15 protein-coding genes are annotated in these 17076 nt (G+C 69.2%); 8 read left to right on the top strand and 7 right to left on the bottom strand.

The genetic code is table 11. From position 1 onward, the window contains the following. The first annotated feature begins 97 nt into the window (after positions 1-97). From OG746_RS36720 to OG746_RS36695, 6 genes are all read left to right on the top strand, one after another. Entirely contained in the window at positions 98-979 is an 882-nt protein-coding gene (locus OG746_RS36720) for a helix-turn-helix domain-containing protein (protein ID WP_266722657.1), read from the top strand. A gap of 256 nt (positions 980-1235) precedes the next feature. Continuing rightward, the gene (locus tag OG746_RS36715) at positions 1236-1874 is read left to right on the top strand and encodes a (2Fe-2S)-binding protein (RefSeq protein ID WP_266722655.1); all 639 of its coding nucleotides are present in this window, start codon (positions 1236-1238) and stop codon (positions 1872-1874) included. Positions 1875-1886: 12 nt separating this feature from the next. Further along, complete coding sequence (locus tag OG746_RS36710) at positions 1887-2867, top strand: FAD binding domain-containing protein (RefSeq protein WP_266722653.1); 981 nt, start codon at positions 1887-1889, stop codon at positions 2865-2867. Continuing rightward, on the top strand, positions 2864-5059 hold the full coding sequence (locus tag OG746_RS36705; protein WP_266722651.1) for a xanthine dehydrogenase family protein molybdopterin-binding subunit: 2196 nt from the start codon (positions 2864-2866) through the stop codon (positions 5057-5059). Before OG746_RS36710 ends, OG746_RS36705 begins: the two co-directional genes overlap by 4 nt. 82 nt (positions 5060-5141) lie before the next feature. After that, on the top strand, positions 5142-6290 hold the full coding sequence (locus OG746_RS36700; RefSeq protein WP_266722649.1) for an XdhC family protein: 1149 nt from the start codon (positions 5142-5144) through the stop codon (positions 6288-6290). A 94-nt stretch (positions 6291-6384) separates the two neighbouring features. Beyond that, entirely contained in the window at positions 6385-7704 is a 1320-nt protein-coding gene (locus tag OG746_RS36695) for a metallophosphoesterase (RefSeq protein WP_266722647.1), read from the top strand. Between the two features lie 167 nt (positions 7705-7871). Here the strand turns inward: OG746_RS36695 and OG746_RS36690 are convergent, their stop codons facing one another. The 7 genes from OG746_RS36690 to OG746_RS36660 form a co-directional block, all read right to left on the bottom strand. Next, positions 7872-9545, bottom strand: coding sequence for a tyrosine-type recombinase/integrase (locus OG746_RS36690; RefSeq protein WP_266722645.1), 1674 nt, complete (start codon positions 9543-9545; stop codon positions 7872-7874). 191 nt (positions 9546-9736) lie between these two features. After that, entirely contained in the window at positions 9737-10204 is a 468-nt protein-coding gene (locus OG746_RS36685) for a helix-turn-helix domain-containing protein (protein WP_266722643.1), read from the bottom strand. Between the two features lie 97 nt (positions 10205-10301). Beyond that, positions 10302-11291: a TRM11 family SAM-dependent methyltransferase gene (locus OG746_RS36680; RefSeq protein WP_266722641.1), complete on the bottom strand. Its 990-nt coding sequence runs from the start codon at positions 11289-11291 to the stop codon at positions 10302-10304. Further along, positions 11288-11947, bottom strand: coding sequence for a hypothetical protein (locus tag OG746_RS36675; protein WP_266722639.1), 660 nt, complete (start codon positions 11945-11947; stop codon positions 11288-11290). The genes OG746_RS36680 and OG746_RS36675 overlap by 4 nt, the downstream gene beginning before the upstream one ends. Positions 11948-12364: 417 nt before the next feature. After that, positions 12365-13311, bottom strand: a protein-coding gene (locus OG746_RS36670) for an IS5 family transposase (protein ID WP_443063169.1) whose coding sequence is annotated in 2 segments (ribosomal slippage) — positions 12365-12912 and positions 12912-13311 — 948 coding nt in all. Because the reading frame shifts where the segments join, the coding sequence is not laid out codon by codon here. A 167-nt stretch (positions 13312-13478) separates the two neighbouring features. Further along, positions 13479-13937 carry a GNAT family N-acetyltransferase gene (locus OG746_RS36665; protein ID WP_266722637.1) on the bottom strand — a complete coding sequence of 153 codons (459 nt, stop codon included), beginning with the start codon at positions 13935-13937 and terminating at the stop codon, positions 13479-13481. A gap of 46 nt (positions 13938-13983) precedes the next feature. Beyond that, positions 13984-15102 carry an IS630 family transposase gene (locus tag OG746_RS36660; RefSeq protein WP_266722635.1) on the bottom strand — a complete coding sequence of 373 codons (1119 nt, stop codon included), beginning with the start codon at positions 15100-15102 and terminating at the stop codon, positions 13984-13986. A gap of 589 nt (positions 15103-15691) precedes the next feature. Here OG746_RS36660 and OG746_RS36655 point away from each other — a divergent pair. Both OG746_RS36655 and OG746_RS36650 read left to right on the top strand, forming a co-directional pair. Next, positions 15692-16585 (top strand): pentapeptide repeat-containing protein, encoded by an 894-nt coding sequence (locus tag OG746_RS36655; RefSeq protein ID WP_323179731.1) that lies wholly within the window; start codon positions 15692-15694, stop codon positions 16583-16585. Further along, the gene (locus OG746_RS36650) at positions 16507-17037 is read left to right on the top strand and encodes a hypothetical protein (protein ID WP_266725803.1); all 531 of its coding nucleotides are present in this window, start codon (positions 16507-16509) and stop codon (positions 17035-17037) included. Before OG746_RS36655 ends, OG746_RS36650 begins: the two co-directional genes overlap by 79 nt. Positions 17038-17076 lie beyond the last annotated feature (39 nt).

Below are 17076 nucleotides of genomic sequence, written 5' to 3'. Positions count from 1 at the left end.
GGGCCCCTGTCTCCCCAGTGGGACAGCTGGGGGACCCTGCTGGGAGGGGTACTCACAGGGCACCCCACGGCGAGCATCACGCACTTACGGTCGTCACGTGGACAATCGAACGGAAGTCCGCGAGTTCCTCGTCTCGCGGCGAGCCAAGATCACTCCTGAACAAGCCGGACTGCCCGCAGGGCCCAACCGCCGGGTGCCGGGACTGCGCCGCAGCGAGGTCGCCGCACTGGCCGATGTGAGCACGGAGTACTACTCACGGCTGGAGCGGGGGAACCTGGCCGGGGCGTCCGCCGCTGTGCTCGCAGGCGTCGCCCGCGCGTTGCAGCTGGACGACGCGGAGCGAGCCCACCTGTTCAATTTGGCGCAGGCGGCCGGGGGCATGACCGCTCTGACACGGCCCAGACGACGCGCCACCAAGCGCTGGACGCCACGCCCTGGACTGCAATGGATGCTCGACTCGATCACCGAGGGCCCCGCATTCATCCGCAACGGCCGAATGGATCTACTCGCCTCGAATCATCTCGCGCGGGCCTTTCTCTGCGACATGTACGACAACTCGCGATGCCCGTCGAACTTCGCCCGTTTCGGGTTCCTCGACGAAAGGGCCCACAATTTCTACGTGGACTGGGAGCTGATGGCCGACATCACCGTCGCCATTCTGCGGACCGAGGCGGGACGCAACCCGTACGACAAGGAGCTGCACGATCTGGTGGGTGAACTGTCCACGTGCAGCGACGAGTTCCGCAGGCGATGGGGCGCGCACGATGTGCGCCACCACGGCACGGGCGTGAAGCACTTCCGCCACCCTGTCGTCGGCGAACTGGCCTTGGCGTACGAAGGACTTGACCTGGCCGCCGACCCCGGTCTCAACCTCACCGTCTACAGCGCCGAGCCCGGCTCTCCAACAAGGGAAAACCTGCGGCTGCTCGCCTCTTGGGCCGCCTCCGAGCTCCCGGAGTTCCGCCGAGAGGTGTACTGACAGGGCACCCTTGAAATCCTCGAATCCTCCGCCGACCGTCGTACGATCGCAGCGTGGATATCCGCAAGTGATCTCCGCGAGTGCGGTGCGACCTGAAACGCGAAGACGTCGAGGAGGCCCGCAATTCGCCTCCCCCGGCCGATGAACATCAAGTAGCAGGAATCCACGAGATCCTTCGTCGGTAACGGTCGGTTCGGAAAGCGTCGCGGAATCACCGGCAGCTTCCCCGTCTCCCATCGCGAGCGAAAGACTTCCTATGTCTACCGAGCTTTCCGACTCCGCCCCACCCCCGCCGAACGAAGCAAGCCCGGCGCCGACGCGACGTACGTTCATCGCCACGACCACGGCCGTGGGCGGTGTCGCGATCGCGGGGGGCGTCATCGGAGGGAGCATCCTCTCCGAACCCGAAGCGGCGGCCGCGACGGCCGCCCCCACGAGCCGAGTCGCCCTGAGCGTCAACGGCCGCCGACACACGTTCACCGTCGACAACCGCACGTCGCTGCTCGACCTGCTGCGCGAGCACTTGGAGCTCACCGGTTCGAAGAAGGGCTGCAACGCGGGCGCTTGCGGGGCCTGCACGGTCCTCGTCGACGGACGGCGCGTCAACTCCTGTCTCACGCTGGCCGTTCGCCTCGACGGCGCCGAGGTCACCACCATCGAAGGCATCAGCACCGAGGACAAGCTCCACCCGCTGCAGCAGGCCTTCATCGACGAGGACGCCTTCCAGTGCGGCTACTGCACACCCGGCCAGATCATGTCCGGCGTCGGCTGCATCGAGGAGGGCCACACGGGCTCCCCTGACGAGATCCGCGAGTGGATGAGCGGCAACATCTGCCGCTGCGGCTGTTACCCGAAGATCGTGCGCGCGGTCGAGCAGACCGCCGGCCGGAAGTGAGACACGACCCCTATGCATCCCTTCACCTACACACAGGCGAACGACGCCCGTGAGGCTGTCGGCGCCGGGCGTCGTGGCGGCCGCTACATCGCCGGTGGCACCACACTCGTCGACCTCATGCGCGAGACCGTCGAACGGCCCGACACACTCGTCGACATCAGCAGGCTGCCGCTGCGCGAGTTCAACGTCACCAAGCGCGGAGGCCTCCGCATCGGTGCCCTGGTGACGATGAGCGAGGCCGCCGCGCACTCGAAGGTGCGCAGCCTCTTCCCGGTCGTGTCCGAGGCGCTGGAGCTGAGCGCGTCGGCCCAGCTGCGCAACATGGCCACCATCGGCGGCAACATCATGCAGCGCACCCGCTGCACGTACTTCCGCGATGTCACCGCCGACTGCAACAAGCGGGAGCCGGGCTCGGGGTGTGCGGCGCGCGGGGGCGTGAACCGCGCGCACGCGATTCTCGGCACGTCCGAGAGCTGCGTCGCCACCCATCCCTCGGACGTGGCCGTCGCCTTCGCGGCCCTGGACGCTCAGGTCCATCTGCTCGGTCCCGACGGCGAACGCACCGTCCCGTTCCTCGACTTCCTGCTCCGTCCGGGCAACACGCCGAACCGTGAGCATGCGCTCAGGCACGGCGAGCTGATCACCGCGGTCGAGCTTCCCGCGCTCCCCCGCCCGCTCAAGTCCGGATACCTCAAGGTCCGCGACCGGCAGTCGTACGAGTTCGCCCTCACCTCGGCGGCCGTCGCCCTGCACGTCAGCGACGGAGTCATCCGCGAGGCCAGGGTCGCGGCCGGCGGCGTCGGCACCGTTCCTTGGCGGCTACGCGCCGTCGAGCGCGCCCTGACCGGTGAGCGCCCTTCGGACCGGCTGTGGTCCGAGGCCGCCGCCGGCTCCGCCGAGGGCGCCCGGCCGTTGAAGCACAACCGCTTCAAGGTCGACCTGCTCCGGCGGACCGTCGAACGCCAGCTGCGCACCGTAGGAGACATGGCATGAGCCCCCAGCCGCAGGCAGCCGTCGGAGCACCGCTCTCGCGTGTGGACGGCCGGTTGAAGGTCACCGGCCGGGCGAAGTATTCCGCCGAGCACGAGGTGGCCGGAGTCGTGCACGCCGTCATGGTGGATGCCTCGATCGGTCGGGGCCGGATCACGTCGATCGACACAAGTGATGCCGAGGCCCAGCGTGGCGTCCTCGCCGTGATCCACCACGGGAACGCGCCCAAGCTCCCGTACAAGGACAACAAGGCCTCCAACAACCCGCCGGGCGCCCGCTTGCGGGTCTTCCAGGACGACAAGGTCCGCTTCCACGGGCAGCCCGTGGCCGTCGTCGTGGCCACCTCCCTGGAGGTGGCCCAGCACGCCGCGAGCCTCGTCAAGGTCCGCTACGACGCCGAACATCCCACGACCGAGCTGAGCAAGGGCGAGCCGGACAAGCCCACGGAGTACTCGCGCGGTGATGTGGACTCGGGTCTCCGCAAGGCGGATGTGCGTCTCGACCTGACGTACCGCCTGGCTCGCAACCACCACAACGCGATGGAGCTGCACGCCACCATCGCCCGCTGGAAGGGCGACAAGCTCACCGTCTGGGACAAGACCCAATGGGTGGTCGGTACCCAGACCGAGCTGTCCACGGTGTTCGACGTGCCGTTCAAGTCGGTGCGGGTCATCTCCCCGTTCGTCGGCGGCGGGTTCGGCAGTGGCCTGCGCTGCTGGCCGCACACGGTGGCCGCCGCGCTCGCGGCACGGGTCGTGAAGCGTCCCGTCAAGCTGGTCCTGACCCGCAAGCAGCAGTTCTTCGGTACGGGCTTCCGGCCCGAGTACGAGTACCGCCTGCGTCTCGGCGCCGACCGCCGAGGTCGGCTCACCGCGATGGCCCACGAGTTGGAACACGAGACGTCGTCGTACGAGACGTTCACCGAGGGGGTCCTGGACCCCGGCCGGATGCTGTACAGCACGAGCAACGTGAGTCAGGCCTACCGGACCGTTCCGTTGGATGTGAACACGCCGATCTGGATGCGTGGCCCAGGTCCCGCGACGGCGTCGTACGTGATCGAGTCGGCGGTCGACGAACTCGCCGACCGGCTCGGCATCGATCCAATCGAACTGCGTCAGCGCAACGAGCCCGACGAGGACGAGTCGTCCGGGCTGCCCTGGTCGACGCGCCGACTGCGCGAGTGCTACACGGTGGGCGCCCGCGAGTTCGGCTGGGAGCGACGCTCGGCCAAGCCGCGCGCACGGCGCGAGGGCGACTGGCTGATCGGCATGGGCATGGCCGCGGGCGTCTATCACACCGCGCGCGGCGCCGCCGAGGCCCATGTCCGCCTGGCCGCCGACGGCACGGCGATCGTCGAGACCGCGGCCAGTGACATGGGCCCGGGGACCTATACATCCCAGACACAGGTCGCCGCCGATGCACTCGGTCTGACCGTCCGCAACGTGACCGTCCGTATCGGCGACTCCCTCTTCCCGCCGACCCCACCGCACGGTGGCTCGCAAACCATGGCCAGCGTCGGCTCCGCCGTCCTCGACGGCTGCGACAAGGTCCGCCGACGGGCCGTCGAGCTCGCGATCGAGGACGAGGACTCGCCTCTCCACGGCGTGAACGCCGAGGACGTCGTGGTGCGCAGTGGGCGCCTGCACGTGAAGGGTGACCCGGCCCGCGGCGAGACGTACCGGCAGCTGCTCTCGCGCAACGACCTCGGGCATCTCGAAGCCGACGGCTCGTACGCCGGGGCGCCGGGCACGGAACGGCACTCCATGCATGCCTACAACGCGACGTTCGCCGAGGTGGCCGTCGACGCCACCCTGGGCCTGGTGCGGGTGCGCCGAGTGCTCGGCGTGTACGACGCGGGACGCATCATCAGCCCCAAGCTCGCCGAGAGCCAGGCCTTCGGCGGCATGGTGGGCGGCATCGGGCAGGCCCTGCTGGAGCACACTGCCACCGACCACCGCGACGGCCGCATCGCGAACGCCAACCTGGCGGACTATCTGGTGCCGGTGCACGCCGACGTCCCCGACCTCAAGGCCATCTATCTGGACGGCGAGGACCGCGAGGCGGATCCGCTCGGTGTCAAGGGGCTCGGCGAGGTCGTCATGGTGGGCGTGGCCCCCGCCATCGCCAACGCGGTGTTCAACGCCACTGGTCGCCGGGTTCGCCAACTCCCCATCACGGCAGAAGCATTGCTGTGACACCACGGGTACCTCGGGCCGCTTGTCCGGGGCACCCAGGCCGACCCCCTTCGCCTTCTCGCACACGGAAGATCCACCGCACATGATGAACATCGCGGACACACTGCACCATTGGTGCCGCGAGAATCGCCCCTTCGCCCTCGCCACCGTCGTCGGCGTCACGGGAAGCGCGCCTCTACCCGTCGGCACCTCGGTCGCGGTGGACGCGGACGGCAAGGCGGTCGGCAGCATCTCCGGCGGCTGTGTCGAGGGCGCGGTTCACGAGATGTGCCTGCAGGTCCTCGAGGATCAGGGCCGTGCGCGACGGGTCCGCTTTGGCTACTCCGACGACGACGCCTTCGCGGTCGGGCTGACCTGCGGCGGCGAACTGGACGTAGTGATCCGACGTGTCGACCCCGCTGCCGAACCCCATCTCGCCCATGCCCTGGAGGAGGCCGTGCGCGGTCGACCGGTGGCGACAGCGCAGGTCATCGACGGGCCCGAGGCGCTGCTCGGGTGCACGCTGTCTGTTGTCGACGGCGACCGGACGCTCCGCGAAGCCCTTGACGGGGGCGGCCCGGTGGACCGGGCCGTGAGCGCGCATGCCGAGGCTCTCCTGCGGTCGGGGCGAACCGCGGCGGCCTCGGTCGGCGGCGACGCGGACACCTGCCCCGAGGGGCTGTCCGTCCTCGTCCATGTACGGGCTCCCCGCCCGCGCATGCTGATCTTCGGCGCCGTCGACTTCGCCGCGGCTCTCAGTCGGGCCGGCGTCTTCCTCGGCTATGACGTCACGGTCTGCGACGCGCGAGCCGTCTTTGCCACGAACGCCCGCTTCCCCGACGCGACCGAGGTAGTCGTCGACTGGCCCCACCGTTACCTGGAACGGACCGTCGTCGACTCCCGCACGGCAGTCTGTGTCCTCACCCACGACGCGAAGTTCGACATCCCGCTGCTGACGCGCGCCCTCGAACTCCCCCTCGCTTACGTGGGCGCGATGGGCTCTCGACGCACCCACACCCAACGCCTGGAACTCCTGCGCGAGGCGGGCGTCACGGACGCACAACTCGCCGCCCTGCACTCGCCGATCGGCCTCGATCTCGGCGCACGCACGCCGGAGGAAACGGCGATCTCCATCACAGCCGAGATCATCGCCCACACCAACGGCTCCACGGGGCTTCCACTTTCACAGGGAACTGGTCCCATCCATCGGCCCGTTGACCCAGCACCGGCCCGGTTGCCGCCGGCGACATAGAAAGACCACGGCTCCCGGCCCACACCGGCCAAGCCACCGCTGGGTCGTGTCCGCCAACCATTGGACACCCCCGGAGAAAGGACCACGCAGAGCCGTGTTCGCCGTCATCTTCCTCATAGTGTTCAGCGCACTCCACGTCTACGTGTGGCTGCGTCTCGTACGGGACACGACACGTCCTGGGTCTGTCCTGCGTCGTGTGGGCACCTGCCTTCTGATCGCCGGTCCACTGCTGACTGCGGGCGCCCAAACCGTGGGCGCGATCGCGCCATTTCGTGTGCGCCAGATCATGGCCTGGCCCGGCTACCTGTGGCTGGTCCTGTTTCTGTACCTGCTCTTGGCACTTCTCCTGGGCGAGATCGTCCGTCTGCTGCTACGCCGGAAGCCCTCGGCCGCGACGGAGGCCGACGCGGCCGTGAAGGTCGGCGCCGAGGAGGTCCACGTCGACGAACCGCAAGCGGTGTCGGCCAGGGCGTCCGGAGGGGCTGCCCCCGTTCCGCCCGGGCCCGAGCCCGCAGGCTCGACAGCCCTCGCAGCCCCCCGCGCGTCGAACGTGCCGGAGCCCGAAGCGCCCGCACCTCCCGAACCGGCCAGCCCCTCCCGCCGCCTCTTCGTCTCCCGGGTCATCGGCGGCACCGCAGCGGCCGCAGCCCTCGGCACCGTCGGCTACGGCACTCACAGCGCGCTCACGGGCCCCAAGGTCAAGCGGTTGACGGTCCCGCTGGCCAATCTGCCGCGCGCCGCGCATGGTTACCGGATCGCCGTCGTCAGCGACATGCACCTCGGCCCGATCCTGGGCCGCGACTTCGCCCAGCACGTCGTCGACACGATCAACCGTACGCAGCCCGACCTCATCGCCGTCGTCGGCGACCTGGTCGACGGCAGCGTCGCCGACCTCGGCACCGCCGTGGAACCGCTCGCCCAACTGCGCGCACGCCACGGCTCGTTCTTCGTCACCGGCAACCATGAGTACTTCGTCGGCGCCGATCAGTGGGTCGACAAGGTCCGGGACCTGGGCCTGCGCCCCTTGGAGAACGCCCGCACGGAACTGCCCGCCTTCGACCTCGCCGGCGTCAACGACGTGGCCGGCACCGACCGCGGCGACGGCCCCGACTTCGCCAGGGCACTCGGCGACCGCGACCGCTCCCGCGCCTCCGTCCTCCTCGCCCACCAGCCCATCGTCATCGACGACGCCGTCCGCCACGGCGTGGACCTCCAGCTCTCCGGCCACACCCACGGCGGCCAGCTGTGGCCCGTCAACTACGTCGCGGAACTGGCCAACCCGACCGTCGCGGGCCTCGAACGCTACGGCGACACCCAGCTCTACGTCAGCCGGGGCGCGGGCGCCTGGGGCCCACCGGTCCGCGTGGGCGCACCGTCCGACATCACGGTCGTCGAACTGGCTTCCAAGGCGTGAGCGCGGTCTCATCATGGTGTTCCGAATGACCTCATCGACCAGGCCGCCGTGTGCTCGACTTCGCGCATTGGTGGGCATCGTCGGCAGTGCCCCAGGCGGATTGACGATGCGGCACGGCACCTTCAAGGCATTGCGGCCCAGCGGGATTGGGTCGGCAGTGGGGTGGGTCATGAGGTGCTCTGGCCGAGAGGGCTGTCGGGGAGGGCGTGTTGGGTGAGGGAGCGGTGCCAGCGGGTTTCAAGGGCGGTGAGGAGGCGGGCATCGACGCTGTCGGCGACGTGGGCGTAGACGTCATCGATGCCTTTGAGGGTGTGGCCAAGGCGTCGGGCCTGGGCGACGTCAGGGATGTGGTCCTCGATGAGCCAGGTCTTGTGGGTGTGGCGGAGGTTGTGGAAGGTCAGGCCGGGTTTGAGCGGGGGCCAGACGGTGCCGTCGGGGAGGGTGGTGCCGCGGGTGGCGGGGGCCCATAGGCGGCGGGAGAAGGTGGAGCGGCGCAGGTTGTTGCCGCGCAGGCTGGTGAAGAGGATCTGGTGGGTGTGGCGGGCCTGGTCTTGCTGGAGCAGGGCGTTCAGGAAGGGGGGAAGGGTGACGGTTCGGACGGAGGCGGCAGTTTTGGGCGGGCCGTAGGAGTGTCGGCCGTCGACTTCGAGGAGATTGCCTGTGTCGCGGTGGACGGTGAGGGTGGCTGCGCTGTGGTTGTGGGCGGCGCGAGTGAGGGCGGCGAGTTCGCCCCAGCGCATTCCGGTGTAGGCGGCGGTGATGATGAGGAGGCCTTGGGTGGGGCCGGCGAGGTGGGTGATGCGGCGGGCGAGGGTGATGACTTCGTGTTCGGTGGCCCACATCTGGTCCTCCTGCTGGTGGTCGCGTTCGCGGCCGCGGCGGCGTGGAAGGTGGACCGGGTTGGCGGCGAGGTGGCGTTCGGTGACGGCGGCCGCGAGGACGAGGGCGAGGAGTTTGCCGATGGAGGTGACGGTGGCGCGGGCGTAGCGCTCGTTGAGGGCTTTGAGCCAGAGAGTGACGTCGCTGGGGGCGATGAGGTGCATGGGCATGGCGCCCCAGCGGGGCAGGATGTGGTTCTTCAGCAGGCTGCGGTAGTGGCTGGTGGTGTTGGGTCCGATCTCGAGGGTGAGCCACCAGAGTTGGACCCAGTCGGTGAGCAGGACCTCGTGGACGGGGCCGTGGTGGGTGGGGTGGTTGTGGGGTGTGGGCACGGTGGTGAGCGGTCCGGGGGTACCGACCCCGCTCTCGGGTTCGGGTGACGCGTAGGCGTCCGGGTGGGGGGTGGTGATGACGCGCGTGGGAGTCAGGACGGTCGGCTCAAGGTGGGCGGATGAAGTTCCTGTTGGAGTGGGGTGGCGGTTGGTCATGGGGGTGGACAGGCCACGCGGAGGCTGCGCCGGATGTGCGGGCGGCTGCGGGGCGGGATCGCGGCGTGCGGCCGGTGATGGGGGTGTCGCCAGCGGCGGTGGCTGTGTCGGGAGCAGCAGCGGTGCAGGTGTGGGGTGCGGTGCCAGGCCGGTGTGCCAGGGCGGTGTGCCGGGCTCTGATCCGGTGGGAGGTTGCTGTCCTGGCAGGGGTGAGGGCGCCGGTGTGCCCGGCGGGACCGCGTGGAGCGGCGGGACCTGATGCTCGTGTGGGGGTGTCGGTGTGCCGAGGAGGTGTGGCGTGGTCGGTTCGTGGGTTGCCGGGTGGGGAGTTGGGGGCACGGGTGGGGTGGTGAGGGTGGCGGCGTGGTCCTTGGCAGCGTCGCGGGTGGCGAAGACACCAGCGGTGGCGGCGTGTCCCTCGGGAGTCCAGTAGCGGACGCGGTAGCGGCTGCCGCGTCGTTCGACCCAGGCCATGAGCGGGGCTCCTATGCGGGTGTGGCGGGTGCCATGGTGCATGCGGTGCGTGCGCCACGGCACCCGCGCGGGCGGGGAGGGCTCCCGGCGGTGGGCACCGCGGTATGGGCGACCACCGGCCGGGCGACCATCCAGGCTCGGCCGCCCGGCAGAGCGGTAGCGGGTCGGGGGCGGGTCGTGTGTGCGAACGGTCACCGCAACGGGCGGCGGCCCGCGCTGCGCCGCCCGTTGTTGATCAGCTGTTCCAAGTCGGCCCGGCAGAAACGCAGATGGCGGCCGATGCGGGTGTGTGCGATCTGTCCGGCGGCGGCCTTCTTGCGCAGCCAGGACGCCGGGATCTGCAGCAGGTCGGCTGCCTGGTCCGCGGTGAACAGCCGCACGTCCCGGGCGGGCACGCTTCGTTCGTCGCGATGTTCGCGGGTGGAGGTGTGGTCCGGGGTGTGGGTGGTGGCCGGTTCGGTGGGTGGGGTGCCGGCCGCGCGGGTGGCGTGGTGCGGGCCGGAGGGCGGGGATGGACGTGCGCGGGTCGGGGGCGGGATGGTGGGTGTGACTGCGTCGGGGGTGAGGGAGAGGAGTTGCTCCAGCTCCGGGGCAGGTGGGGGCGGTTGGCTGTGGCCGGTGGACGTGTCGGCCGGTGTGGGAGTGTCCTGGTCGGTCATGATCGCCTTCTGGCGTGCTCGATGCGATGGCCGGTCCGGCAGCGCGGGCCGCACACCCGCACACAGGGCACCGATCGAAGGCGCGGGCAGGGCCGGGTCAGGGGTGGGCACGGCGGGCCGTCGGGACACAGGTGCGGGTACGGACGTTCGCGGGGGTGGCCGGCTTGCGCCGCGGACAGGGACCGTCGGGCGGCGGTGCGGGCGGGGTGTCACGTCCCGTGGCGGGGGCGGGTGCTGCGGGGCGGCGGACGACGAGGGCGTCCTCGTGGGCAATGAGGGCGAGGGGCAGGCCGGTGCGGCGGGCGTCGCCGATGTTCTTCATCTGGAAGAAGGAGGGGCGGGCGATGAGGTGGCCGTCGCGGATGCCGGCGAGGAGGGCGACGTTGCGTTCGACCGGTGTCAGGCCGGCGTGTTCGGCGGCGGCGAGGACGGCCGAGGGCAGGTCGATGAGTTCGCCGCGTTCGCGCCAGGGGCGAGTGGTGATGACGGCGTGGCCGCCGGGGCGGAGCATGTGGCGGCATTGGATGAGGATGTCGGTGAACGCGGTCAGGAGGGTTTCGAGGCCGACGTGGGCAAGGTTGTCGGGGTCGTGGCTGTAGTGCCAGTCCGTCTTGGTGACACCACGCTCGCCGGACTCGCGGGTGGATCGGACCTGGCCGTGCACGCTCGCCCCGTACGGGGGTGAGGTGACCACCAGGTCGACCAATCCCTGGAAGCAGGCGGGGATGTGAGTGGTGAGCTGGCGGGCGTCCGCGCAGTAGACCTCGCCACTGCCGGTCGCGCCGTGGGTGTCGGCGTGGCGGAGATTTTCGGCCGCGAGGTGAGCCCAGCGGGGTTCGTACTCGACGCCGAGGGCGTGGCGGCCGAGGTGGACGGCCTCGACGAGGGTGGTGCCGATCCCGCACATCGGATCCAGCACCAGGTCGCCGGGCTTGGTGTAGGTGGCGATGGCGTGGGCGGCGAGGGCGGGCAGCATCTTGGCGGGGTGGGCGGCGGAGCCGGGGACGTAGCGGCCCTTGCGCTGGGCGGGCGCGGAGGTGGGGGCGGTGGCCCACACCGAGGAGCGGGGCGTGGGGGTGTGGGTCACGGTCGGCTCCGGGCGGTGTCGAGGACCAGGAGGTCGGAGTGGACGACATCGGGGATGTCGGGGTCGGGCGGGATGGGGGTGAGGTGGTCGCCGTCGGCGTGGGCGTGGATGACGACGATGTGCTGCAGGTAGCGGAATCCGGCGGTGCGGGCCGTGGCGATCAACAGACCAAGCGGGTTGTGGAGTTGGTCGTGGTCGCGGTGCTGGCGGGCGGCGACCAGGAGGAGGCCATCGCCGTTCAGCAGGCGGTGGGCGCGGTGGAAGAAGCCGGGCCAGCCGTCGTCCAGCGACCCGGGCATGGCGCTGCCGGTGAGCGGGGCGTCGGGGGCGGGCAGGGAGTCCGGGTGGAGTTCAGCGAGGATCACCGGAGCGAGGTCAGGTTCGCCAGGCGCGGTATCACCGTCGCATGCGCCAGCGTGGGTGGTGCAGGGGATGCGGGCGTCCATGCCGGGGGCGCTGTCGTTGATGGCCAGGCGCAGGAGTCCGGTGGACGGGCGGCCAGGGCGGCGGGTGAACTCGGCGTGGATCTTCTCGATCGCCCAGGTCGGCAGAACGGCCGTCGGAATGGGCAGGGCGGCCAGGTCGTCGGGGGTGGGGAGCCAGAGGGTGATGGGCAGCGACGTCTTGGGGGACGTACGTGGGCGGGAGTCGGTCATGACAGGCGCGCTGAACGGGCCGGGCGCCGAAACGTGCTGACACCCATCAAGGAGAAAAAGCAGGGGTGATCGTGCCAACCCATGTCACCAAGTGGCATCCGCCCACTACGCCTCCGGCCACACCCACAACTCCCTTTCCGGGCATGACTTTGTCCATAGGCAGCGGTAGATAGCAAGCGCACGCCTGCACGCCGCCTGCCGTCTGTAACAGTCGGCTGGTGTTCAACCACTCCCGGCGGGGCACCGACAAGACACGGCAAGTGAAACAGAATTGACGGGCAGAGCCAGGACGTCGTCGACGTGCTGTTCGGTCGTGATCGGCACACCGGCCGCGCCCCTGCCACCGCCGACTGGCCCGGAAGCCAGTCCGCCCCGACGCGTCCGCCACGCGGAGCCCATACTCGGCCCTGCTCTCGTCTAGGGCGTTTCTGATGGCTCTTGGACGGTGTCGCGGAGCCAGATGACGACTGCTGCGACGGCCAGGGTGCCGTTGAAGATGTAGTCGCGCTTGTCGTAACGGCTGGCGACCGCACGGAACTGCTTCCACTTGCTGACGCACCGTTCGGCGGCACTGCGGCGGCGGTACTGGCCTGTGTCGAAGGCCGGAGGCCGGCCGCCGGCCCGGCCCCGCCGCAGACGGTTGCTGCGTTGGTCCTCGGGTTGGGCGATGGTCACCTTGATGTGCCGTCCGCGCAGGTAGGCGCGGGTGTCGCGGCTGGAGTAGGCCTTGTCTCCGCGGAGCCGGTCCGGGCGGGTGCGGGGCCGCCCCGGCCCGCGCCGGGCGATCCGCAGGCACTCCAGTACCGGGACGAGCATGGGGTTGTCGCCCCGCTGGCCGGGCGAGGTCTGCCAGACCAGCGGGCGGGCCCGGTCATCGGCCAGGAAATGGACCTTGCTGGTCAGTCCGCCCCGGGAACGTCCCAGTGCCTCGCGTCCATCGGCCTCCACACGCGCCCCGCCCCCTTTTGCGGGAAGTCACCCGGCGGCCGGTGCCGGGCCCCGGCCGCATGCTGATGAGCCCGGCAGGACGTGGAGTCGATGTTCACCGCCCACTCGGCCTCCTTCGCCGCCGTGCGGGCCAGGGCACCGTCCGGGTCGCTCGCGGCGGCCTCGATCTGCAGCTCTGTCAGGATCCGCTGCCAGGTTCCGTCGGCCGACCAGCGGCGATGGCGCTCATAGACGGTCTGCCACGGCCCGTACCGCTCGGGCAGATCCGGCCACGGCACCCCGGTACGGGCCCGGAACAGTACGCCGTTGATGACTCGGCGGTGATCCGCCCACTGCCCACCCGGGGCACCGTTTCCCGGCAACAGCGACTCGATCTTCTGCCACTGCGCGTCCGTCAGTTCATGGCGTCGCACCATACGACCCGCATGCCCAGCACCCGCACTGATCCACCCACCCAGCAAGAGCCATCAGAAACGACCTAGTGCTGTGACCGGGAAGGCATTCCATCCCGCAGTCGGGCCATTCGAAGGCCAGGTGTCCCGCAGCGGTCGGTATGGGTGGTCGCTGCGGGACCACATGTTGGTCAGCGGGGCTGATAGTTGAGAGTTCCGAGGGGCCAGTTCGTGGACAGCCAGGTCGTGATGGCCGCATGCAAGGGCGCGTCCAACTCGGCTCTGTCGGCACGGACCCAGGAGCGGACGTCGGTGTCGTGGTCGTCGCTGCGGGAGGGATAGATGTAGACGCAACCGATCACCTCGCCGCTGGCGGTCTCGATGACGGTGTAGGTGAATCCGCGGCGCTGAGCGAAGTCGTCCGCGTGACTCTGCAGGTCGGCGAGGTTCGCGTCCAGGGCCATCCCGTCGGCAGGAGGCCATCCTCGGTCCTGGAAGCCAGGGGTCGCACGGATGTGCTCGATGCTGCTGGTCCAGGCGGCGTGGTCGGCGGCGTTGTGCTGGGGTCCCAGAGGCTCCAGACGGAACTGTGGGGTGATGAGGTCCGTGGGGACGACGAAGTCGTCGGGGACGAAAGCATGGTCAGTCATGGGGCCGAGGCTATGAGGCAGGGCTCACGGGTTGCACCTGGATTGATCACGCCGCTCGCGCGGCGGGGCGGCCCCACCGGATGCCCTTCTCACTGCGGATGCGGGCGCGTTCCCTGCGCTGGGCCGCCAGGATGTCCGGGTGGCGGGCGTCGGTGTTGCGCCAGCGCAGGTAGCGGTGCAGGGCCCAGGTCTGCACAGCGTGGTTGGGATGGTTGGAGTTCGCCAGGATGAACTGCCGCAAGGGTCCGAAGTGCGCCTCGATCGGGTTGGCCCACGAGGCATTGGTAGGGGTGAAGCACAGCTCCACCCGGTGCTTCTTCGCCCAAGCGCGGATCTTGGTGCCCTTGTGCGCGGACAGGTTGTCCATGATCACGTAGATGGGGGCGCCGTCGGGCCGGGCGGCACGGATCGACTTCAGCGCGGCCAGGGACTGAGCGGCGCCCTTGTGGCGACGGTTCACGCCCCACAGCGTGTCGTCGCCGACCGAGTAGCAGCCGTGAAAGTAGGTCACTCCATGAGTGCGGTGATAGGTCGCCGGAATCCGGTCGGGCCGACTCTGTCGTGCCCAGCAGGAGCCTGCGGTGGGGCGGATACCGAGCGGCCCGAACTCGTCGAACGCGAAAACACGATCGGTTAGGTGATCCAGGACGTACTCGATGCGGTCCAGTTTGGTGTCGCGCTCGGGGTCGGTGGACTCCTTCCACGTCTTGGTGCGCTGGAAGGTGATGCCGCGTCGGACCAGTAGGCAGCGCAGGGCCTCGCGGCCTATACGGATCACCCGGCCGTGAACCCTTCGCAGGTAGGTGCAGAGTTTGCGGCTCGACCAGCGGGTGAACGGCTGGCCGAGCTTGGCCGGGCGTGTGGTGGCCGTCGCGACGACGAAGTCCTCGTCGTCAGTGTTCAGCAGGCGGGGACGACCTCCCGCCCACCGAGGGTCCAGGCATGCCAGGCCGATCTCGTTGAAGCGGTGAATGACGTCCCGGACTGTGTCCTCATCGGCCGCGACCAGCTGTGCGATGACCGGGACCCGATTCCCGCCGGCCGAAGCCAGCAGCATCATCGCGCGCCGGTAGCGCACGGAACTGGTACTGCCTCGCCGCACGATCTGCTGCAGGCGCTGCCCCTCTTGATCCGTCAGTCGGCGAACTTTGACCGGCTCCGCCATCACGTCTCCACACACGGTATGTGATGTCCGCCCCATCCAATCGGCCCCGGCCTGGACGCGGACCAGAACCGGTGAACCTACGCGGTCACAGCACTAGCTACGGCGGACGAACGTGTAGCCCTGTGTAATCACTCTTGGGGGGCGAGCCCAGCGCGAGGTTCGTCCAGAACGGACGTCAGCCAATCCGCGAGAACGGGCGATGAGTATGCCGAGCGCAAAATGAATGTCACGGAACTCGCCGCGCGGGACGAGTGACGCCCACCACTCCCTCAGGGATGGCCCCAACATCCACCTGAGCAAGGGTAGTTGGCTACCGTTAGGGTTCCGCGGACACACACGGTGCTCCCTGCTCTCAGGTCCCGGCGCCCAGTCCGGATGCGCTATGCGGCATATTTCCCTTACGCCTGCCCATCTTCCGCGTGACGCCAGCTATTCAGGCAGCAGATTTTCGGATCTCGGCGATTGGGTAAAGTCCCGCGAGCCGCGATAGACAGGGAGCTCCCTTCTTGCCCTCAACCATGCTGATGACGCCTGGGCGAGTCCCCCCTGCCCCGGGCCGTTGATCGGCCCGTACCTCCTGGAGAACCTGATGCGAGCCAGATCTCCCCGCGAACTCGCCAAGCTTCCGTACGCGCACCGCCTTACGCCGTTCACCGGGGTAATGGAAAGAGAGGGCACCTACGAGTGGCTCCATTTCGAGGACTGCGGTTTCGAGGACGTGGATGGCGGCGGCTCTGGATTCACCGAGTCCGCGTTCTCCGCGGTGACTTTGACGCGTGGCCGCTACCGGCGCTCCCAGTTCGATGACATCTGGCTCCATACCGTGCGCATGGTGGGGACCGACCTCGCAGAGACCACCTGGATGGACAGCGAGTGTAACGAGGTGGTCCTAGCCGGCACGGAACTCCCCGGCTCCCACATGAACCGCGTCACTTTCTACAACTGCAAGTTCGACTCGGTGAACGCCCGCCTGGCCAAGCTGAAGAACGTCGCGTTCGTGGACTGCCTCCTGCGCGACGTCGACTTCGGCGGAGCCGTGCTCACCAACGTCACCTTCCCCGGCTCAACCCTGGACCGAGCGCACTTCGACAACGCCAAGATGACGAAGGTCGACCTGCGAGAGGCAGCCGGGCTGAGTATCGCTTCCGGGCTCGAAGCCTTGAAGGGCGCAACGATCAGCACCTATCAACTCCTGGACATGGCACCAGCACTGGCACAGGTCCTCGGCCTCACCGTGAAAGACAAGGGGTGCAGCTCTTCTCCGGTGACCCTTTTGAACTCGGTCGTTGCTGATCGCGGTGGTTTGCCGGATCGTCGTGTCCAGGGCTCGGGTTCTTGGGGGCGGCGATGGTGTCGTGGCTGGAAGAGTTGGAGCGGCGGGAGTCTCGCGCGCGAGAGCGGATCGTGGAACTGCGTGGTCGAATCGAGGAGTTGGCGGGGCAGCTGGCCGAGCAGGAAGACGTGGTCTCCCGGTTGGAGATAACCCGGGACACGATGACGGAGATCCTGTCCGGGGACGATCCGGTCACCAGGCCGGATGAGGAGACGGAGCCCGAGCACGACACGAGGTCGTCTGAGGAGCCGATGGTGGAGGCGGACCGATTCGAAGCCGGCTCGCCGGTCGGGGTGCGACTGGTGCCGCAGTGGACGGACCAGGTCGGGGTGGATGCGCTGCCGGGTGCGTATGTGGACATCGTGGAGGCGCTCGCCGATGCGGTGCATCCGATGCGGGCACATCAGCTGTGCTCCGTGCTGGGTTTGTCGACGGACAAGAGCAAGGTGGAGGGGTTCCGTTCGAAACTGAAGCGGCTGAGTGGTCGGGGCTGGATCGCCGAGGTGTCGCCAGGTTTGTTTGCTTCGCGGGATGTGACGCCGCGGGGGCGTGCGCCGGGGCGGGGCAACGACTCCGCGGTGCCGTCTCGCGCCGGTGAGTAAGAGGGCTCTCGCCCCTAGCGTCGAGGGTGACGAAACCAT

Origin of the sequence: Streptomyces sp. NBC_01016, from assembly GCF_026341035.1 — a bacterium.
Lineage (GTDB): Bacteria > Actinomycetota > Actinomycetes > Streptomycetales > Streptomycetaceae > Streptomyces.
This window is presented reverse-complemented; position numbering and strand designations above follow the sequence as displayed.